This window comes from Georgenia sp. G2120 (genome assembly GCF_055326485.1).
The window spans coordinates 306,219-325,461 of record NZ_JBUZNL010000002.1; the positions used below are offsets into that span (position 1 = coordinate 306,219).

Annotated in this window: 16 protein-coding genes; 7 read left to right on the top strand and 9 right to left on the bottom strand. The window is 71.6% G+C overall.

Going from position 1 to position 19,243, the window contains the following annotated elements; translation table 11 throughout:
- Positions 1-66: 66 nt before the first annotated feature.
- Positions 67-678, top strand: a complete 612-nt coding sequence (locus tag ACZLMO_RS03515; RefSeq protein ID WP_425715652.1) for a hypothetical protein — start codon at positions 67-69, stop codon at positions 676-678.
- A gap of 17 nt (positions 679-695) precedes the next feature.
- On the opposite strand, the gene ACZLMO_RS03520 is transcribed toward ACZLMO_RS03515, so the two are convergent.
- The 4 genes from ACZLMO_RS03520 to ACZLMO_RS03535 form a co-directional block, all read right to left on the bottom strand.
- Positions 696-1,886: an ABC transporter permease gene (locus ACZLMO_RS03520; protein WP_425715653.1), complete on the bottom strand. Its 1,191-nt coding sequence runs from the start codon at positions 1,884-1,886 to the stop codon at positions 696-698.
- On the bottom strand, positions 1,886-3,418 hold the full coding sequence (locus tag ACZLMO_RS03525) for an ABC transporter permease (RefSeq protein WP_425715654.1): 1,533 nt from the start codon (positions 3,416-3,418) through the stop codon (positions 1,886-1,888). The genes ACZLMO_RS03520 and ACZLMO_RS03525 overlap by 1 nt, the downstream gene beginning before the upstream one ends.
- A gap of 181 nt (positions 3,419-3,599) precedes the next feature.
- On the bottom strand, positions 3,600-5,525 hold the full coding sequence (locus ACZLMO_RS03530) for an ABC transporter substrate-binding protein (protein ID WP_463652846.1): 1,926 nt from the start codon (positions 5,523-5,525) through the stop codon (positions 3,600-3,602).
- A 249-nt stretch (positions 5,526-5,774) separates the two neighbouring features.
- Positions 5,775-6,194: a DUF4870 domain-containing protein gene (locus ACZLMO_RS03535; RefSeq protein WP_463652847.1), complete on the bottom strand. Its 420-nt coding sequence runs from the start codon at positions 6,192-6,194 to the stop codon at positions 5,775-5,777.
- A 195-nt stretch (positions 6,195-6,389) separates the two neighbouring features.
- On the opposite strand from ACZLMO_RS03535, the gene zupT reads away from it, so the two are divergent.
- Entirely contained in the window at positions 6,390-7,190 is an 801-nt protein-coding gene (zupT, locus tag ACZLMO_RS03540; RefSeq protein WP_463652848.1) for a zinc transporter ZupT, read from the top strand.
- Between the two features lie 96 nt (positions 7,191-7,286).
- Here zupT and ACZLMO_RS03545 read toward each other — a convergent pair whose 3' ends face one another.
- Together ACZLMO_RS03545 and ACZLMO_RS03550 are read right to left on the bottom strand one after the other, a co-directional pair.
- Positions 7,287-7,934: a TetR/AcrR family transcriptional regulator gene (locus ACZLMO_RS03545; protein ID WP_425715658.1), complete on the bottom strand. Its 648-nt coding sequence runs from the start codon at positions 7,932-7,934 to the stop codon at positions 7,287-7,289.
- 240 nt (positions 7,935-8,174) lie between these two features.
- Positions 8,175-8,618 (bottom strand): hypothetical protein, encoded by a 444-nt coding sequence (locus ACZLMO_RS03550; protein ID WP_463652849.1) that lies wholly within the window; start codon positions 8,616-8,618, stop codon positions 8,175-8,177.
- A 235-nt stretch (positions 8,619-8,853) separates the two neighbouring features.
- Here ACZLMO_RS03550 and ACZLMO_RS03555 point away from each other — a divergent pair, with 235 nt between their 5' ends.
- The gene (locus tag ACZLMO_RS03555; protein WP_463652850.1) at positions 8,854-9,390 is read left to right on the top strand and encodes a CarD family transcriptional regulator; all 537 of its coding nucleotides are present in this window, start codon (positions 8,854-8,856) and stop codon (positions 9,388-9,390) included.
- A gap of 187 nt (positions 9,391-9,577) precedes the next feature.
- Entirely contained in the window at positions 9,578-10,489 is a 912-nt protein-coding gene (locus ACZLMO_RS03560) for an SDR family oxidoreductase (RefSeq protein WP_463652851.1), read from the top strand.
- A gap of 31 nt (positions 10,490-10,520) precedes the next feature.
- Here the strand turns inward: ACZLMO_RS03560 and ACZLMO_RS03565 are convergent, their stop codons facing one another.
- Complete coding sequence (locus ACZLMO_RS03565; protein ID WP_463652852.1) at positions 10,521-10,976, bottom strand: SRPBCC family protein; 456 nt, start codon at positions 10,974-10,976, stop codon at positions 10,521-10,523.
- A 220-nt stretch (positions 10,977-11,196) separates the two neighbouring features.
- Between ACZLMO_RS03565 and ACZLMO_RS03570 the strand changes: the two genes are divergently transcribed.
- Positions 11,197-11,820: an HAD family hydrolase gene (locus ACZLMO_RS03570; protein ID WP_463652853.1), complete on the top strand. Its 624-nt coding sequence runs from the start codon at positions 11,197-11,199 to the stop codon at positions 11,818-11,820.
- Between the two features lie 88 nt (positions 11,821-11,908).
- Here ACZLMO_RS03570 and ACZLMO_RS03575 read toward each other — a convergent pair whose 3' ends face one another.
- Both ACZLMO_RS03575 and ACZLMO_RS03580 read right to left on the bottom strand, forming a co-directional pair.
- A complete protein-coding gene (locus tag ACZLMO_RS03575) occupies positions 11,909-13,162 on the bottom strand; it encodes a multidrug effflux MFS transporter (RefSeq protein ID WP_463652854.1) in 1,254 nt (417 codons plus the stop codon).
- 169 nt (positions 13,163-13,331) lie between these two features.
- Positions 13,332-16,943, bottom strand: a complete 3,612-nt coding sequence (locus tag ACZLMO_RS03580) for a metallophosphoesterase (RefSeq protein ID WP_463652855.1) — start codon at positions 16,941-16,943, stop codon at positions 13,332-13,334.
- Positions 16,944-17,137: 194 nt separating this feature from the next.
- On the opposite strand from ACZLMO_RS03580, the gene ACZLMO_RS03585 reads away from it, so the two are divergent.
- A complete protein-coding gene (locus ACZLMO_RS03585; protein ID WP_463652856.1) occupies positions 17,138-18,244 on the top strand; it encodes a serine hydrolase domain-containing protein in 1,107 nt (368 codons plus the stop codon).
- A gap of 166 nt (positions 18,245-18,410) precedes the next feature.
- Positions 18,411-19,172: a MerR family transcriptional regulator gene (locus tag ACZLMO_RS03590; protein ID WP_463652857.1), complete on the top strand. Its 762-nt coding sequence runs from the start codon at positions 18,411-18,413 to the stop codon at positions 19,170-19,172.
- The last annotated feature ends 71 nt before the right edge of the window (positions 19,173-19,243 follow it).

The window sequence follows — 19,243 nt, forward strand, 5'->3', positions numbered from 1 at the left end:
CATCCTCGGGGTCGTGCCGGCGAGCGGGGCACGGGCTGTGCCGCTCGCAGGTGGGAGGATCGACGAATGCGACCCACCCTGGTCTTCCGTACGCGCGCGGCCCGGCCGATCGCCGTCGCCGGTTGGGTCGTCTGCGCCCTGGCGGCCGTCATGGTCCTGGTCGACGGCGTCGGGCCGGGAGCGCTGGCCTGGATCGCCTGCGCCGCACTCGTCCTGCACGTCGTGTGGTGGCGCCCCGCGGTCGAGGTCTCCGACGGCGGGATCGGTGTGCTCGATCTGCTCCGGGACGTCCACGTGCCCTGGCCGGCCCTGCGGGACGTCGAGTCGCGCTGGTCGCTGACCGTCGTGACCGACGAGGGGCGCTTCGGCTCCTGGGCAGTGCCGGCGTCGTCGGCCTCGGCACGCCGCCTGCGGCGTGGTCGCGGCAGCGAGCCGGAGGTCGAGGACCGGTCCGGCGGTGACGAGACGCCGGTCCGCGAGCCGGGGGCCGCCCCCGTCGAGCGGCACGACGGCACCGCCGAGGTCGTCGCGTCGGCGATCACCGCGCGACGCGACGCCCTGCGCCGCGACGGCCACCTGGACGCGGACGCACCGGTGCCGCCGGTGTCGACGAGCTGGAACGTGCTCCCGCTCGGCGCCCTGGCCGCACTCGTGGTGCTGGCGCTGCTGCTGGGCTGAGCCCGGGACGGCGACCGTCATCGCCGGTCGTCCGTGTCGTCGACCGTGCCGGCCGCGGAGCCGGCGCTCGTCGCGGCGGCCACCTGCTCGGCCTTGCGGTCGGCGGCCCCGCGCTCGGCGCGGCGGAGCGCACGGGCCGAGGGCTTGCGGCGCTGCCGCGGGTCGAACGCGTCCCGCAGGCCGTCGCCGATGAAGTTGATCGACAGGGCGATCGAGATGATGAAGAAGCCGGGCCACCAGAAGGCCCAGGGGCGGGTCGCGAACGCCCCCTGGTACTCGGAGATGATCCAGCCCAGCGAGTAGTCGGGCGGCAGGATGCCGAAGCCGAGGTAGGCCAGCGACGTCTCGAGCAGCACGGCGGACGCCATGAGCAGGGTCGCGTTGACGATGACCACGCCGATGGCGTTGGGGAGGATGTGCTTGAAGATGATCCGCGAGTTCGAGGCACCCGCCACCCGCGCGGCGTCGACGAACTCACGCTCGCGCAGGGCGAGGAAGTCGCCGCGCACGAGTCGCGCCATGCCGGTCCACAGGACGAGGCCGAGCACGATCGCGAAGAGCACGGGGAAGGACATCCACCCGAGCACGGTCCCGAACAGCGGGATGCTGTAGATCCGGTCCATCGTGTGCGGGTTGCCCAGCAGCGTGCCGAGCACCGCGCCGAGCACGACGGTCGGCACCGTGATGACGAGGTCGGTCATCCGCATGAGCAGGTTGTCGATCCAGCCGCGGAAGAAGCCCGAGAGCGCGCCGACGAGCACGCCGATCGCCGCGGCGATGACGCCGATGATCGCCATGACGAGCAGCGAGGTCTGGATCCCGTACATCACCTGCGCGAACAGGTCCTGGGCGATCTCGTTCTGCCCGAAGGGGTGCGTGCCGATCGAGATGAGGCCGCCGCCGTCGGGGAACAGCTCGAGCGTCGGGGCACCGAGCTCGTTGACGTTGCCGGCCGGGTCGCGGTCGCGCGCGCCCCACTGCCACCAGCCGTCGATCCCGAGGAAGCCGACGGAGGTGAAGGCGAGGATGGTGATGAGTCCGAGGTAGACGAGCGAGACCATGGCGCCGGCGTGGCGGAAGAACCGGCGCCGGACGATCTGGCCCTGCGTGAGGCCGGCGACGTCGCGGAGCTCGAGCTCGTTCTCCTCGCGGCTGGACCGCGACTCGTCCGCCCCGGTGGGCGTCTCGGGCGTGTGGGGAGTAGTCATCAGCTGAGCCTGATCCGTGGGTCGAGGGCGGCGTAGAGCATGTCGGCCACGATGTTCGCCAGCACGGCGAGAGCCGCCGTGAGCACGATGTAGGCCATGAGCGGATCCATCTCGGCGCCGTTGAGGGAGTCGACGAAGAGTCGTCCCATCCCGGGACGGCCGAAGATCTGCTCGGTGATGATGGCGCCGCCGAAGAGGGTGATGACGTCGACCGGGGCGATCGTCGCGAGCGGGATGAGGGTGTTGCGGAACCCGTGCCGCATGATCACGGTCCGCTCGTTGAGGCCCTTCGCGCGTGCCGTGCGCATGTAGTCCTGGCCGAGGACCTCGAGCATCGAGCCGCGCGCGTAGCGCGTGTACTGGGCGAACGAGATGAGCATGAGCACGAGGGTCGGCAGGATCAGGTGGGTGTACATGTCGATCGCCTGGATCCAGAAGTTGCCACCGAGGTTCGGCGTGTCCGAGCCCATCGTGGCGATCGGCCGGCCGCTGATCGCGTTGGCGTTGAAGTAGGCCGGCCAGGCGCGCATGCAGCGGTCGATGACGATGAACACCATGACGATGCCGCCGGTCATCCCGCCGACGCGCATCGACTGCACCCAGTCCGGCCCGCGGAAGGCCGCGCCGACCGCCATGCCGACGACGACGGCGCCGAGCACGAACAAGCCGATGATGCCCCAGGTCATCGAGTCGGTGAGGTCGACGAACAGCCCGTGGCTGATCCACCGGTGGAGCGCCAGGAAGACGACGACGACGGCGACGCCGGTGAGCAGCGCGCGGCGGTTCGACAGGCCCGTGGTCAGCAGGGTGATGACGAGAGCTGTGGCGAGCGACAGGAGGAGGAAGAGGACGCCGGAGATGTGCGGCTCGCTCCACCACCCGCTCTCCTGCAGGTAGGCGAACACGGCGATCGACGCGGCGGCCGCGATGCCGCCGACCGTCAGGCGGCGGCGGACGTCGCCGCCCACGGCGAGCGACCAGAAGAGTCCGGTGAGCACCCCGATGACGATGATCGTCGTGTAGCTGAGGGTCGGGTCGGCGAGGAAGGTGTTGAACCAGATCGCGCCACCCTGCTTGAGCAGCACCGCCACCCAGAACGAGGGGAGCGAGAACAGGACGAACGAGACCAGCGTGATGACGTAGTCGAAGGTCGAGTACTGCCGCAGCGCCGAGGCGATACCGATCGCGACGCCGAGGAAGATCGCGAGGAACGTCGCCGCGGTGACCAGCTGAAGCGTGTCGATGAGGGCGTCGCCCATGACGGACTCGACCTCACGCCCGCTGCGCCACGCCACGCCGAGGTCGCCGGTGACCACGCCCGTCAGCCAGTCCCAGAACCGCGCGATCCACGGCCGGTCGAGCTCGAGGTCCTGGATCCGCTGGGCGATGAGCTGCGCCTTGTTCGGGGCGGTCGACTCCTCGAGGTCCTGCAGCGGGTTGATCGAGACCGACAGCATGCCGTACATGAGGAAGCTCGAGACGAGCAGGACGACGAGCCCGGTGGCTGTTCGCCGAACCAGGAACCGAATCATGTGGTGAGACCTTCTCGCTGGGGCACGTGGCTTGGGAGCCTACACGCGGCTCTGTGATGACGAACGACGTTCGTCGGGGTGTCCTGAGGCACGCGCGCTGGGGTGTCCTCCGGGCACGCGAGAGGCGCCGGAACCGGGGTCCCGGCGCCTCTCGTCGATCCGTCAGGCGTGACGGCTTGGGTCAGCTTGCCGTGGCGGCGCCGCCCGGGGTCCACTCGTAGTAGTTCCAGAAGATCGTCGGCGCCATGGTGATCGGCGTGATCTCCTCGACCACGTCGCTGTTCCACGCCGTCAGACCCGGGTGCTGGTAGAGCACCAGGCCGAACGCGTCGTTGACGAGGTGGGCCTCCATCTCACCGAGGAGCGGAGCCTGGTCCTCCGGCTCGACGGTCGTGGCGATCTCGTCCCACAGCGCGTCGACCTCGGGGTTCGAGTAGCCGTAGAAGTTGTTGATGCCCTCGGTGTAGAAGCTGGCCTGGGAGTTGGTCGCACCCGTCGAGGTGGACTGCCAGCCGAACAGCGCCGCGTCGTAGACGGTGGTGTCCGCGAGGAGCGAGCCCCAGTCGGTCGAGCCCGCGTCGACGAGCGTGAACAGGCCGGACTCCTCGTAGGCCGAGGCGAGCAGCTGGTAGGTGTTCGACCGGCGGCTGTTCGCCGTGTCGTACATGAACCGGACCTCGATCGGCGTCTCGACGCCGGCCTCCTCGAGGAGCGCCGTGGCCGCCTCGACGTCGGGCTCGTCGTAGGACGTCATCCCGTTGGCCTCGACGATCTCGTCGTAGTACGGGGATCCGGGGACCTGCGTCTGGCTGTTGCGGATCTCGGCCTCGGGGTTGAGCGGGATGACGAGCTGGTCGAGGATCTCCTGGCGCGGGATGACGCGCAGGAAGGCCTCGCGGACGTTGCGCGCGGTCTCCGCGTCGCCGCCGTAGGTGGCCGGGTCGAACGGGCCCTCGTTGTTCTGGGCGAGGTCGATGTGCTCGTAGGTCGCCGTGTCCTCCTGGGTGAAGGTGTACGGCTCGCCGAGGCCCTCGACGCGCGTGAGCAGGTCGGAGGTCGCCTGCGGGGAGACGACCGCGATCTCCTGGTTCTCCATGGCGTCCACGAGAGCGTTCGGGTCACCGTTGAAGCGCACGGTCACGGTCTCGAAGGTCGCCGCGTGGGACCCCTGGTAGTCCGGGTTGGCGGTCAGCACGACGTACTCCTCGCCGCTGATCTCCGTCAGGAGGTAGGCGCCGTTGGAGAGGTAGAGCAGCTCGTCGTCCGGCAGCGCGCCGTCGAACTGGAAGCCCTCGTTCCAGAACTGGGACACGGGCGAGAGCACCTCGGTGTCGTTGGTCTGGATCGCCTCGACGAGCGTGTCGAGCGCCTCCTGCGGGTCGTCGATGTCGAGGGCCCGCATGGCGACCACGTGGGCCGGGACGAAGCCGGACGCGAGCTGGAACTGCCAGTCGGCGAAGGGCTCGCTCAGCGTCGCGGTGAGCGTCGTGTAGTCGTCGGAGATCTCCGGGGTGGGCTGGAAGTAGGCCACCGTCGGCGAGGTGCCGTTGAAGTAGACGCCGGCGTCGAGCTCGTCCTGGTTGGTGACCTCGCCCTCCTCGTCCGTCTCCGCCTCGACGGTGTTGAGGTGGCCGGACGTGGCGGCCCACTGCAGGAGCACGTCGACCGCGCTGACCGGCGTGCCGTCGGACCACGTGACGCCGTCGGCGATCGTGTAGGTCGCCGTCACACCGTCGTCGGCGAGCTCCATCGTGCCGAACTCCTCGTTGGGCACAAACTCCAGCTCCTCGTTGAAGTACGCGAAGCCGTTGTTCATCAGGTGGAGGATGTTGTTGTTCGAGGCCGCGTTACCGGTCTCCGTGTTGCCGTTGTACTCGTAGAAGTGCTGGTTCCAGCCGAGGCTGATCTGCGTCGACTCGTTGAGACCCTCGGCGTCGCCGCCGGGAGCGTCGGGGTCGTCGTCGGGCGAGTCGCCGCCCGCGCCGTCCGTCTGCGTGGTGTCGTCGTCGCCGCCGTTGTCGTCGTCGGACGATCCTCCGCAGGCTGCCAGGACCAGGGCGGTGGCGGCGGAAGCCGCGACGAGCCCGGTGAAGCGCCGGATCTTCAATGTTCCTCCTCAGGATGGTGGTCACGGCCACGGGGGTGGCCTGACCAGCCGTCATGTCCGCGCGAACGGGTCGTTGTCCGTCACGGTTGAGGCGCACTGTAACCATGCTCGCGAAGCGGCGCGCGCATCCCGGGAACATCTGAGTTTCTTTCGTTATGTTCTCGTAACGCCCCTGACTTGCGAGAACACCGGGAACCGGCGGCGTCGAGCCGCTCCCGCGCGACCGGTGACGCCCGGCGCGGCGCCCGGTCAGCCGAGGATGCGCACCTGGAACGGGTAGCGGTAGAGCTCGCCCCGGGAGGCCGCCATGGCGCCGCGGATCGAGCACCACACCTGGGCGACGAACGCGATGATCCACAGGATGATCGCCACCGGGATGAGGATGAGTGTGAAGAAGCAGACCCAGGCGACGATGCCGATGATCGTGATCCCGATCGCGAAGTTGAAGGCGCCGGCCGAGGCGGCGCGCACCAGCGGGCCCCGCTCGCGCAGGACGAGCCACACGATGAGCGGGCCGAGGAAGGTGAGCCAGCCGACGGAGAGCAGGATCGCGGCGAGCGCGGAGAGGTGCGCGATGACTGCGAAGGTGCGCTCGTCGGAGCTGGGGGCGCCGTCCCCCCGGCCGTGCTCGGGGCCGCCGGACGTCGCGTACGGGTTGTCGTAGGACATGTCGCTGCTCCTCGTCGGTCGGGTGTGCCGTCTCGAGCCTATCGGCGGGCGTCGACGGGGTGCGCCGCCGTCCGTCGCCACCCTCTCCCCCGCCTACCCTGACCGGGGTGACCGGTGGGCGGTCGTCCGCGCCGGGGCCGAGCGGCTCCCGGGGCCCGACGGCGGCACGGCCGCAGGACGACGAGGAGGTGGGCGGTGCCCGAGGGTGCGGTGCTCGCGTTCCTGCTCACGCTCGGGGCGGGCCTGGCCACGACGGTCGGCGCCCTGGTCGCCCTGTCCCGGCACGCGATGTCCGACCGGTTCCTCTCGGCGGCGCTCGGCTTCTCCGCGGGCGTGATGATCTACGTCTCGTTCGTCGAGATCCTGCCCGGGTCCCTGGCCGAGCTCGGCGGCGCGCTGGGAGACGGTCCGGGGGCGTGGGCGACCACGGCCGGGTTCTTCGGGGGCATCGCCGTCATCGCGATCATCGACCGCCTCGTCCCGGGCGCCGCGAATCCGCACGAGGTGCCGCCCGTCGAACGGACCGCGGCGGAGCGGGAGGCGGCCTCGCTGCTGCGCATGGGCACGTTCACCGCCGTGGCGATCGGCCTGCACAACTTCCCCGAGGGCTTCGCCACGTTCATCACCGCCCTGGAGAACCCGGAGATCGGGATCCCGGTGGCGGTGGCGATCGCCATCCACAACGTGCCCGAGGGGATCGCCGTGGCGGTCCCCATCCGACGGGCGACGGGCTCGCGCGGGACCGCGCTCCGGTGGGCGTTCCTCGCCGGCCTCGCGGAGCCGGCGGGCGCCCTCATCGGGTTCGGCCTGCTCGCGCCGTTCCTCACGCCTACCGTGACTGGCCTCGCGCTGGCCGCCGTCGCCGGGGTGATGGTGTTCATCTCGCTCGACGAGCTGCTCCCGACCGCCGAGGCGTACGGGCACCACCACTGGTCGGTCTACGGACTGCTCGCCGGCATGGCCGTCATGGCGCTCAGCCTGCTCATGCTGGCCTGACCCGCGCCGGGGCTCCTGCCCCGACCCGCCCGGGCCCGGGCGACGAGCCCGACTGCGCTCGACGCCGGACGTCGACGACCGACGTCGGCGCGTTCGTCAGACCCCGCGGCCGATCTCGTCGAGGTCGACGACCGGCTTCCCGTCGGCGTCGGTGGCCACCCAGGGCGCGATGAGCGCGTGGAGGTACTCGACGAGGTCGTACCCGTCCGGGACCTGGCCGTCGAGCAGGCGGTTGACCTCGACGTATCCGTGCACGCCGGCCCACAGGTAGGTGCTGACGAGCACCGGGTCGGCCGCGGTGAGCACGCCCTCGGCCATCAGCCGACTCACGGTGCGCACGATCGGCGCGCCGTCCTCGGAGGCGCCGTGCTCGATGTGCGGCGCCCACGGCGGCGGGTCGAGCCGGGCGCCCGCGCGGTCGGTGAGGATGACGTACATCGTGGGGTACTCGACCGCCCACATGACGTATGCCTTGCCGATGGCGTACAGGTCGAGGAGGTCGGCCCCCTCGCCCGCGGCCACCCGGTGGGCCTCGACGAACGACTCGTCAGCCTTGGCCACCACCTCGGCGACCAGCGAGCCACGGCTGCCGAAGAACGTGTAGATCGCATTGGTCGTGGTCCCGGCGCGCATGGCGACGTCGCGGACCGAGAGCGCCTGCACCCCGTGGTCGGCGATCACCTGGGCCGCCTCGTCGATCAGGCGGTCCCTCAGGGTGTCGTCGTACGTCCGCTGTCTAGCCATGCCACACACTGTAAGTACATGCAGCGCTGTTCGATGCATCGCCGGGCCGGGAGGTCGGTCGCAGGTCACCGTTATCGGCGCGTCGTCGCCCGTTCGACGCCCTGATCGTTGCGTCGCTCACACGGCGTCGCGCCGGTCGGTTGCCGCCGTCATGCGGGAGGCGACGGCGGCGCACACCCCCGGGGCGCCGTCGGAGGTCCCGCATCCTCGCGCCCGCCTCCCGTCCCTCGACGACGACGCTCACCCGGCCCTGCCGGCCTGTCCGGCCGGGCCGTGCAGGATCTCCAGCGCCCGGGACTCGTCGCCGGCGTTCGTGTGCGGGAGCTCGGTCCAGGTGATGGCCACCGCGGGCTCGGCCACGGTCGCCAACCGGTGGACCCACGCGGCGAACCTGGCGATCTCGTCGAACGCCGCCTCGCCGCGCGCGCGGAGCAGGACGACGATCCGTGGCCCGGCACGCTCCGGACGTGGGACGACGCACCCACCCTCGTGCGCGGTGGGCGCGTCGTCGTCGGTCCTCTCGAGCGAGTCGGACCACCACCCCTCGATCGCCGACCACACCGCGTTGCCGTCCCCGGACGAGACCAGGTCCGCCCGCAGGGTGACGATCGACGACTCGTCCCACGGCTCCGGGCCCGCCTCGGCCCACCGGTAGTTGACGATGTACATCTCCGCGTCCGCCATGGCCCCAGCCTGCCAGTCAGTGTGCCGCGAACCTCGTCACCGGTTAGCGGACGACATCACACTGGCATTTTCGGCGGCACTGTGCCATAATTGTCCGGCAGGTCCGTAGGTTTCGGACGGTTCACCGAATCGTCTGTGCCCATGTCCGCACGAGCGCCGCGAGCGATCCGCCGCCGTCCGGACGACCGCCGCGCGAGCGGGCGGCCGGACCGGTCGTCCCGAGCAGAGGAGATCCATGCCCGTCGTTCCCGGTCAGACCGTCGTCCACCCCCACCACGGACCGAGCACCGTCGACTCGGTGTTCAGCAGGACGGTCAAGGGACGAAAGATCTCCTACGCGCGGCTCGAGGTCCTCGGCCAGGACCTCACGGTCGCGGTCCCGGTCGACATGCTCGACGAGGTCGGGGTCCGGGACGTCATGGACACCACGCGCATCGAGGCGATCTTCGACGTCCTCGTCGCCGACTCGCTGCCGTTCGAGAAGGTGTGGTCCCGCCGCATGAAGTCGGCGCAGGACCGCGTCGCGTCCGGCGACCTCGTCAAGGTGGCCGAGGTCGTCCGCGACCTGCGCCGCCGCGAGGAGGAGTCCGGCATCTCCTTCGGTGAGCGCACCCTCATGCGCGACGCCCTCGTGCCGCTGGTGAGCGAGCTCGCCATCGGGCTGGAGATCGAGGAGAGCGCCGCGGACACGGCCGTCGAGCGCGCGATCCTCGAGCAGGTCGCCCCGGACCTCGCGGCCGACGACGAGACGTCGCTGGCCCCCGCGAGCTGATCCGCCCCCGATCGCCCCGGCCCGCCCACGGGCCGGCCACGCGGCCCCGACGCAGATGCGTCGGGGCCGCGGTGCGTCCGGGTCAGCTCGGCGGATCCATCCACGCCTCCGTTCGCACGACCGCGCCTCCCGGTGAACCGACCCGCCTCCACTCGCGCGACCGACCCCCCGGTGCGAGGCTGGAGACATGAGCGAGAACGACCTCCACCGAGTAGGCACCGACGCCGCACGGCTGGCCGGCGAGGACGGCGGGTTCCCCGCCCAGGAGCAGGAACCGCCCGGTCTCACCGCCGCCATGGAGCCCCGACCCGACCACGGGGAGGAGTCCTACCGCGGGAACGGCCGGCTCGCCGGGCTCCGTGCGCTCATCACCGGTGGCGACTCCGGCATCGGTCGCGCCGTGGCGATCGCCTACGCCCGTGAGGGCGCCGACGTGGCGCTGTCCTACCTTCCCGACGAGCAGGCCGACGCCGAGGACACCGCGGCGTGGGTGGAACGGGCGGGACGACGCGCCGTTCTCGTCCCGGGCGACATCCGGGACGAGGCGACGGCCCGGACGGTGGTGCGCGACGCCGTCGCGGGACTCGGCGGTCTCGACGTGCTCGTCAACAATGCCGGGGCGCAGTGGGCACGTCGCGAGAACGGGATCGCGGACGTCACCACCGAGCAGATGGACGCGATCGTCAAGGTCAACCTCTACGCGCTGTTCTGGATCACCCAGGAGGCCCTGCCGCATCTCGGCCGCGGATCCTCGATCATCAACTGCGCCTCGATCCAGGCCTACGACCCGTCGGTGAGCCTCATCGACTACGCGTCGACGAAGGCGGCGATCACCAACATCACGGTCAACCTGGCGCAGGAGCTGGGCGAACGCGGGATCCGCGTCAACGCGGTGGCTCCCGGTCCCATCTGGACGCCGCTCCAACCCGCCACCAAGGGCGCGGACTCGATGCCGGCGTTCGGTGGTGACACTCCGCTGGGACGGGCGGGCCAGCCGTCCGAGGTGGCGGGCGCCTTCGTGTTCCTCGCCTCGCCGGAGGAAGCGAGCTACGTCTCCGCCGCCGTCCTCGGCGTCACCGGCGGCAAGCCGGTGTTCTGAGCCGGACGGTCGCGCAGCGCCGGGTCGCGGGTCAGCTCTCCGCGAGCGCCTTGAGCCGTTCGATCGAGGCGAGGAGGTTGGCGCTCGTGGTCGAGCGTGCGCGCTCGTGGCGGCGTTCGTCGTGCAGCTGCGTCCAGTCGTAGGTGTGGGTGACGAGCGTGCGGCCCTCGCCGATCTCCTCGAGCTCCCAGCGCCACACGTGCCCGGCGGGTTCCTCGCCGACCCCGCCGGGCATCCAGGCGATGAGCCGGTCCTGCTCGAGCTCGGAGATCGTGTTGGCGCGCACCTTGCCGCTCGTGTTGAGCATCTCGAAGACCTCGCCGACCTCGCGGACCTGCTCGGACCGGGACGACCGCACGAGGTTGTCGTTGCCGTCCCAGCGCGGCTGGTTGGCGGGCACGGCGATGAGCTCGAAGATCTCGGCGGCCGGTGCCGCGACCTCCGCGCTGGCGTTCACGATCCGCGACTCGCCCGAGGGTGTGTCCATGTGGTCATCCAACCACCGCACCGGCCGTCTGCCCAGGGTCGCCGGCGGGTCGCCGGGCGCGCAGCGGCACGGATCCGTGCAGCCGCCGGCAGGGTGCCGGGACCCGGCAGGGTGCCGGGACCCGGCAGAGCGTGCCGAGGGCGCCGGTACGGGCGGTCGGGCCGGTCGCGCGGGTCGTGCCCGACCACCGGGCAACCGTCCGCACGTGCAGACTGGGCGCATGCGGCGACACATCGTCTGGGACATGGGCGGGACCCTGGTCGACACCTACCCCGCGGTCGACGCCGCGATGGTCGAGGTCGTCCGGCGCCACGGTGGTGAGGTGACGCCGGACGAGGTCGCGGCACTGACGAGGCGCTCGACCGGGGTCGCCGTCGAGGAGCTGGCACGGCGCTACGAGATCGACGCCGCCGAGCTCGAGGAGTCGCAGGCCGAGCTCAAGGCCGGCTGGGTGCGCACTCCCCCACCCGTGATGGACGGCGCGCGCGAGGCGATGGCCGCGGCCCGTGCGCTCGGCGGCCTCAACCTCGTGGTCACGCACCGCGACCGGGCGAGCGCCACGAGCCTCCTGACGAGCCTCGGGCTCGAGGTCGACGACCTCCTGTGCGCGCCGGACGGGTTCCCGCGCAAGCCGGACCCCACGATGTACTCCGAGGTGCTGGGCCGGCACCGGCTGGACCCGGCGGACTGCCTCGCCGTCGGTGACCGCCCGATCGACGCCGAGGCCGCCCGTGCGGCGGGCGTCGACAGCGCCGCGGTCGTCACGCCGGGACTCGATCTCGACGACGGCGGGGCGCGCTGGCGGATCAGCTCGCTGCACGAGCTGCCCGGCCTCCTGGGCTGAGCCCCGCGCACGACGGCCGCGCCCCGACCCCCCGCGCGGACGGGGGCGCATCCACGTCCGCCCGCGGGCACCGGGCGATCGGGAGCGGTCAGGCGAGGTTCGTCGTCGTGCGGTCCGACCCGGCAGGCTCGCGGCGCAGCGCGAGGTAGGAGACCCAGGCGAGGGCCGATCCGACGACGAGGACGAGCCCCATCGGCACGGCGTCGTCCTCTCCGTTGATACCGACGATCGGCGAGATGAGTCCTGCGAGGAGGAACTGGGCTGCGCCGAGGACCGCCGAACCGGTCCCGGCCGAGGAGGTCAGGGCCTGCATCGCGATCGCGGACGAGTTGCCCATGAACAGCCCGATCGAGGCGGCGACGACGAACATCGCGACGAGCGTCGGGACGAGGGTGGGGCCGACGAGCGCGAGCACGAGGAGCGCGACGGCGCCGGCCGCGAGCAGGGCGAGACCCACGCCGACGACGGACAGGATCGGCACCCGACCCGCGAGCCTCATCGCCAGGCCGCCCGTGGCCATGATGCCGAGAGAGTTGACCCCGAACACGACCGCGTACTGCAGCTCGCCCAGGCCGAGGATGTTCTGCAGGACGAACGGCGAGGCCGAGATGTAGCCGAAGAACGCCGCGAAGCCGAGGGTGAAGACGCCGGTGGCCAAGAGGTAGGTGCGGTTGCGCAGGACCTCGCCGGCACCGACCACCAGTCGGCGCAGGCCCCCGGACCCGCGCCGCCCGGCGGGCAGGGACTCGGGCACCACGACGACGACGAGCACCACCATCACGCCGACGAGCGCGCACACCACGAGGAAGATCGTGCGCCAGTCCCCGACCGCGAGGATGCCGCCGCCGATGCTCGGGGCGAGCGCGGGCATGAGGCCGCCGACCACCATCATCAGGCTCATGAGCCGGGCGGTGCGTGCCCCGCGGGTCATGTCCGTGATGACCGCGCGGGACAGGACGATCCCGGCCGCGCCGCTCATGCCCTGGACGAACCGCATGACGACGAGAACCGTGACGTTCGGGGCGAGCACGCAGGCGATGCTCGCCGCCAGGCAGACGATCGTGCCGATCAGCAGCGGCCCGCGCCGACCGAGCGCGTCGGAGAGCGGGCCGATGACGAGCTGGCCGAGCGCGAGCCCCACCATGAACGCGGTGAGGGTGAGCTGGACGGAGGCTGCCGTCGTCCCGAGGTCGTCCTGCATCTGTGGGAAGGCGGGCAGGTACATGTCGGTCGCCAGCGGGGAGACCGCGGAGAGCAGCGCGAGCGTGGCGACGAGCCAGATGGTGGGGCCCGCGGGCGCCGTGCTCGCGGCGGTCGTGCCCGCGGCGGTCGTGTCGTTCACTGGCGTTCCTCACGGTGCGGGGGCCGGGTGGTCCCGTGATCCACGGCGAAGGCCCGGAACCCCTGGTGGGGTCCCGGGCCTCCGTGCCTGTCCTGGGCCGCCGACCGCTCGTGCGCGTCAGCGGCGAACGGTCAGACTATCCGCCTCTCGTTCCGGCGGGTGAGGTGGGTCAGCGGCGGACGCCGAGGGTGTCGGTGCCGTTGCCGTCCCAGTCGCCGACGAAGACCTCGTCACCGGAGCGGCCGTAGTCCTGCTCGATCTCGGCGTTGACCGCCGTGAGCGAGTTCGAGACGAAGAACGTGATCCCACGCCGCACCGCGAACGTGTCGACCGCGTCCCCGTCCCAGTCACCGACGTACACCTCGTCCGAGGCCCGCCCGTAGGCCAGCTCGGAGTCCGCGTTCCCACCGGTGAGCGAGTTGGCGATGAAGTACCGGTTGCCACGACGCACGGTGAACGTGTCCACGCCGTCACCGTCGTAGTCCCCCACGAGCACCGAGTCGGAGGCGCGGCCGTAGTTCAGCTCGGTCTCCGCATCCCCGGACTCCAGGGTGTTGGACACGAAGTAGGCATTGCCCCGGCGCACGGCGAACGTATCCACGCCGTCGCCGTCCCAGTCACCGACCAGCACCGTGTCGCCGGAGCGCCCGTAGGCCAGCTCGACGTCCGCGTTCCCGCCGTACAGCGAGTTCGTCAGGAAGTAGGCGTTCCCGCGGCGCACGGCCAGGGTGTCCTGGCCGTCACCGTCCCAGTCACCCACGAGCACCTCGTCACCGGCGCGGCCGAAGGAGAACTCGTGCTCCGCGACCGCGTCCCAGCCGTCGTTGAGATAGAACCCACGCCCCGGCGTCGGCGGCACCGGCTCACCGGGCTCGGGCTCCGGGTCGGGGCCGGGCTCCTCGCCGCCGTCGGACGTCGTCGTGAAGGTCGCGACCGGCGAGACGGCCTCGCCGCCCGTGGCGTTCTGCGCCACCACGTACCAGCCGTAGGTCGTGGCCGGCTCGAGGCCGGACCACTCGACGGTCGCGGTCTCACCGGACGCGACGGTGTCGGTGCCGATCTCCTCGTCCGAGTACGCGGTGACGAGGACCGAGTCGGTGGCGATCGAGGTGGTGCGGGTCGTGAGGTCGATCGGCACGGTGAAGTCGTCCTCGGTGCCGTCGTACTCACGGTTGGTGGCCGAGTCGAACTCGTTCGCGCCGAAGTTGTCGAGGCGGGCGGAGTAGGTGTCCACCGTCAGCTCCGAGCGGTCCACGTCGAACTGCAGCAGGCGCATGAAGCCGGCGGTCTTCTCGTCATCGACCAGGTACTCCTGGTAGTCGGCGAGCAGCTCGACCACGTGGTGACCGGGCTCCGCGACGTCGTGCCGGACGTTGGTCCCCACGCCATGGACGTGGCCCGAGAGCACGAGGACGATGTTCGGGTTCTGCGTGACGACGTCGTTCCAGAGGTTCTGGCCCCAGTGCGCGGTGTGCGTCGCCCCGCGCGCGTCCGGCGCCGTCGAGGCATTGATGTACTCGTGCGAGGCGAGGATCGCGTTGCGGTCCGGGTACTGCGCGAGGATCTCGTTCGCCCAGGCCAGCTCCTCTGCCGTGGCGAGGTAGCCGAGGTGCACGACGACGAAGTCCAGGTCGCCGGCGGAGAACAGGTCGTAGTGGTTCTGGTTGTCGCCCTCGCGCCAGGAGCCGCCGTACTCCGCGTTCTCCCAGTCCTCGGACAGGGCCTCGTACCGCTCGGGGCCGAAGTACTCGTTGTAGAGCGAGTTGTCGTTGCCGTACCGGTTGTCGTGGTTGCCGGGCAGGACACCGTTGGGGATGCCGGCGTCGTCGAGGATCGACTGCGCCTCGTCGGCGACGTCGTACTGCGCCCGGGCGTGGGCGATCCAGTCCGGGTCGTCGGTCACGACGGTGTCGTCGTTGACCAGGTCACCGGTGTGCAGGGCGTAGGCGATGCTCCGCTCGTCCGCGTTGTCCGCGATCCACTGCGTGGTGTCGACGTAGGCGTCCCGGAAGCGGTCCGCGGCGGCGCCCTCCTGGTCCACGGCGCCCTCGGACAGGTACTGCGTGTCCGTGTTGTGCGCGATCGCGAAGTCGTAGGTCTCCGGGTCGCGGAACGAGTCGGCGACGGGGTCCTCGATGTCGTCGGCAAAGGGGTCGTACCCCTCGACGAGCAGGTGGACGGTGCCGTCGTCGACGTGCTGCGCGTCGGCGGTCCCGCCGAGCTCGGTCGCACCGTCGGCGGAGCCGCGGGCGTCCTGCAGGAGGTCCCAGGTCAGCTCGACGCCGTCCCACACGTAGAGGCGGGCGCCACGGGCCGGGTCGACCTCGCCGGACCAGGAGACGATCTGCTCGCCGTCGCTCTCGACCGGGACGTCGAACCGCTGGTACGTCACGCCCTCGGCCGCAGGACTGCGCAGCACCTCGTCGTCGCCCGGGGCGAGCGGCGCGGCGTCGGCCTCCTCCTGGCCGGTGAGGTCGAGCTGGCCGAGCGGGAGCTCCTCGGTCGTGCCCTGGTAGGCGGCCGACGGCAGCTCGGGCTCGGCCACGTAGAAGGTCGCGTCGACGTCGTCGCCGTGCGGGTCCGTCACCGTTGCCGCGAGCGGCGCGTCGAGCCCGACGCCGGCGGTCCCGGTCGCGGGCGACAGGTCCGCGATTCCCGGGGTGTTCGGGGCGGAGGTGAACTCGACGACGTGGCGCGAGGTGGTGCCGAGCGCGTCGGTCGACTCGACGACGAGCTCGTGGGCGCCCTCGCTCAGGGTGTCGGACGAGATCGTGGTGCCGGCTGCGATCGGGGTGCCGTCAAGGGTGAGCGCGACGTCGCCGGTCACGCCGGCCTCGTCCGCGACCTCCGCGGCGACGACCGCGTCGCCGAGGAGGTGGTCGCCGTCGGCGGGCGTGGAGGAGACGAGCGCGGGGCCGGTGTTGTCGACGACGATCGTGCGCTCGGTGGTCGCGCCCGCGTCGGTCGTCACGGCCAGGGTGTGCTCGCCGTCCTCGAGCGCGGTGGTGTCGAGCTCGAGGAGCAGGCCGGAGTGCTCGTTCGGCTCGGCGTCGACCGTGAACTCCGTGGTGAGGAAGCGGGGCTTGTTGCTCGATCCGCAGTTGCCGTCACCGATGTTGTACAGCCCGTCCGCGCCCGGGGCGGGGCCGGTGGTGGGGTTGGCCGGGTTGCTGAACTGCTCGCCGCCGGGGATCTGGAGGCGGAAGTTGCCGATGACGACGTCGTCGTGGTTGATGCCGCAGGTCGAGGCGCGGGTCCCGGTGTGGAACTCGATCTCGTTGTGCCCGAGCGTGACGAGGTCGGCGGGGAGGTTGATCGGGTGGTCGTTGACGTTGGCGATCTGCTCGAGGATCCCCACCCGCTCGCCGTTGACCATGAGGTAGTTGCTGTAGGCGATCTCGACCGCGGCGGTGACGTCGAGGACGAACGCGGCATCGGTCTCGGCGAGCGCCTCGGCGCCGAGGGTGACCCGCGCGTCCTCGTCGGCGACCCCGTCGATCTCGATGTTCGCGGGGTTCTCGCCGGCCACGCTCGGGGTGGTGACGACGGTGTGCACACCGCTCACGCGCTCGCCCTCGTCGACGTTGACGGTCGGCTCACCCGCCTCGACCTGGCCGGGGTCCGGCTCGACCGGCCCGTAGTTCGGCTGCGCGGCGCCGGGGGCCGCCGGGAGGGGGATCACCCCGCCGTCGTCGGGGGTGGCAGCGGCGGGGACCGTGGCGGTCACCACCGCGAGCGCCGCGGCCGAGGCGAGCAGCCCCGAGGTCCAAGATCTACGCATCGTTGACATCTCTCCAGACGGGTACGGCCGGCCCGAGGGAGCCGGAGGGGGAGCCGTGTGACGGGCAACCCGGACGATGTCATCCGAAGGTGAACCGGACGGGCCCCTGCGGTGAACTCCCGCCCCGGGACGGACGCCCGGACCGCGGCCGCCCTCCCGTTCCGTCCGCCGGGCTCCGGCGGTAGGTTGGCGATATGCCCGCGACGACGAGGTCCGCGCTCGCCCGCCACGTCGACGAGGGCACGGTCCCCGGGGCGGTCGCGACGCTCGGCCGAGACCTCGATCCGGTCGCGGTCGGCCACCTCACCGTCGGCGGACCCGCCGCGTCCCCGGACGCGATCGTGCGGATCCAGTCGATGACGAAGGTCGTCACCGCCGTGGCGGCGCTGCGGCTCGTCGCGCGCGGCGATCTCGACCTCGACGCACCGGTCGACCGCTGGCTGCCCGAGCTCACCGAGCGGCGCGTCCTCGTCCATCCGGGTGCGGAGATCGACGACACCGTGCCCGCGCGCCGACCGATCACGCTGCGCCACCTCCTCACCAACATGTCCGGATACGGCGCCCTCGCCCCCGGCTCCCCGCTCGCCGACGCGATGGCGGCGAACGGGACCGAGGCCGACGAGGCCCCTCCGCGCCTCGGCCAGGACGACTGGCTCGCCGCGCTGGCCACCCTGCCCCTCGCAGTCCAGCCGGGCGAGGGCTGGCGGTACCACCACTCGTTCGGGATCCTCGGGATCCTGCTCGGCCGGGTCGCCGGCACCTCGACCGCCGGCGTCCTGGCGGACGAGCTGTTCGGCCCGCTCGGCATGGTGGACACGGGCTTCGTCGTCCCGGCGAGCCGGACGCACCGGCTCCCCGCCGCCTACCGCCGCGGGGCCGACGAGTTCGAGGAGATCGAGCCGGCCGGCGGGGGCTTCTACGTCGCCCCGCCCTTCGAGGTGGGCCACGCCGAGCTCGTCTCCACGCTCACCGACCTCCACGCGTTCCTGCGGGCGCTCGCGGCCGGCGAGCTGATCCCCGGGGAGCTGCTCACCGCGCTCCGCACGGACCAGGTCCCGGAGAACGCCAAGACGCCGGAGAGCTTCTTCCCCGGATTCTGGGACTCCACCGGGTGGGGGTACGGAGTATCGGTGACGACGTCCGGGCCGTCCGCCGGCCGGTGGGGGTGGTCGGGCGGGCTGGGCACGGACTTCTTCGTCACCCCCGACGGCAGCATCGGCATCCTCCTCGCCCAGGTCGCGATGGACGAGCGGGTCCTCGGGCTGCTCACGGAGTTCGGCGCACTGCCCACGGACGGCTGAGCGCCCGGGACGGTCCGGCGCTGACCGACGCCGGACGAATGACCACCGAGCACCGGCCGGTGACCGTGAGCGGGACCACCCGACGGCGATGCCACCGCCCCTTGCGATTGACGCGGCGTCAAGCGGAACGGTGGTGCGTGCACCGATCGCGACGAACGGAGGAGCCATGCCGGACCAGGAATGGTCGATGCAGGAGATCGTCCGGCTCACGGGCACGACGAGCCGGACGCTGCGGCACTACCAGGCCGTCGGCCTGCTCGTACCGGCGCGCACCGGCCACGGGGGCGTGCGGTTCTACGACCGGGCGGGCCTGCTGCGGCTGCAGCAGATCCTCGTCCTGCGCGAGCTCGGGCTGGGGCTGGCGCGGATCGGCGAGGTCCTCGAGGAGGACATGCCGGTCACCGAGGCGCTGCGAGCGCACGCGGAGCGGCTCGACCTCGAGAGCGAGCGGCTCCGCGTCGTCGCCGGATCGGTGCGGTCCACCATCACCATGATCGACGAAGGAGGAGGGCTCGTGGCACGCGACATGTTCGACGGGTTCGACCACACGCAGCACAAGGACGAGGTCGAGGAGCGGTGGGGCCACCAGGCCTACGCGGAGTCCGACGCCTGGTGGCGCTCGCTGAGCAACACCGAGAAGGCGTCCTTCCAGCGCGAGATCCAGGACGTCGCCGAGGGCTTCGGCGACGCCTCCGCGAGGGGCCTCGACGTCCGCAGCGACGAGGTCCAGGCGCTGGCCCGCCGCCAGTACGACTGGGTCGGTGCCGGGTGGGGCGGCACGCCCCCGGGCAGGGAGGCGTTCATCGGCCTCGGCCAGATGTACGTCGACGACCCGCGCTTCGGCGCGACATACTCGGACGAGGGCCGCAGCTACGCGGCCTATGTCCGGGACGCGATGACGGTCTTCGCCGAGGAGCACCTCGCGTAACCGTCCGGGTCGGCGGGAGCCGGCCCGTGCGGGGCGGTGTCCCGGACCGGGCACCGCCCCGCGGACGGTGA

Bases quoted from the DNA above. Each gene is read 5' to 3' on its own strand.
- ACZLMO_RS03535 (WP_463652847.1), bottom strand. From the start codon at position 6,194: ATGTCCTACGACAACCCGTACGCGACGTCCGGCGGCCCCGAGCACGGC.
- ACZLMO_RS03525 (WP_425715654.1), bottom strand. From the start codon at position 3,418: ATGATTCGGTTCCTGGTTCGGCGAACAGCCACCGGGCTCGTCGTCCTG.
- ACZLMO_RS03560 (WP_463652851.1), top strand. From the start codon at position 9,578: ATGAGCGAGAACGACCTCCACCGAGTAGGCACCGACGCCGCACGGCTG.
- ACZLMO_RS03585 (WP_463652856.1), top strand. From the start codon at position 17,138: ATGCCCGCGACGACGAGGTCCGCGCTCGCCCGCCACGTCGACGAGGGC.
- ACZLMO_RS03570 (WP_463652853.1), top strand. From the start codon at position 11,197: ATGCGGCGACACATCGTCTGGGACATGGGCGGGACCCTGGTCGACACC.
- ACZLMO_RS03520 (WP_425715653.1), bottom strand. From the start codon at position 1,886: ATGACTACTCCCCACACGCCCGAGACGCCCACCGGGGCGGACGAGTCG.
- ACZLMO_RS03555 (WP_463652850.1), top strand. From the start codon at position 8,854: ATGCCCGTCGTTCCCGGTCAGACCGTCGTCCACCCCCACCACGGACCG.
- ACZLMO_RS03580 (WP_463652855.1), bottom strand. From the start codon at position 16,943: ATGCGTAGATCTTGGACCTCGGGGCTGCTCGCCTCGGCCGCGGCGCTC.
- ACZLMO_RS03545 (WP_425715658.1), bottom strand. From the start codon at position 7,934: ATGGCTAGACAGCGGACGTACGACGACACCCTGAGGGACCGCCTGATC.
- ACZLMO_RS03590 (WP_463652857.1), top strand. From the start codon at position 18,411: ATGCCGGACCAGGAATGGTCGATGCAGGAGATCGTCCGGCTCACGGGC.
- ACZLMO_RS03550 (WP_463652849.1), bottom strand. From the start codon at position 8,618: ATGGCGGACGCGGAGATGTACATCGTCAACTACCGGTGGGCCGAGGCG.
- ACZLMO_RS03515 (WP_425715652.1), top strand. From the start codon at position 67: ATGCGACCCACCCTGGTCTTCCGTACGCGCGCGGCCCGGCCGATCGCC.
- ACZLMO_RS03565 (WP_463652852.1), bottom strand. From the start codon at position 10,976: ATGGACACACCCTCGGGCGAGTCGCGGATCGTGAACGCCAGCGCGGAG.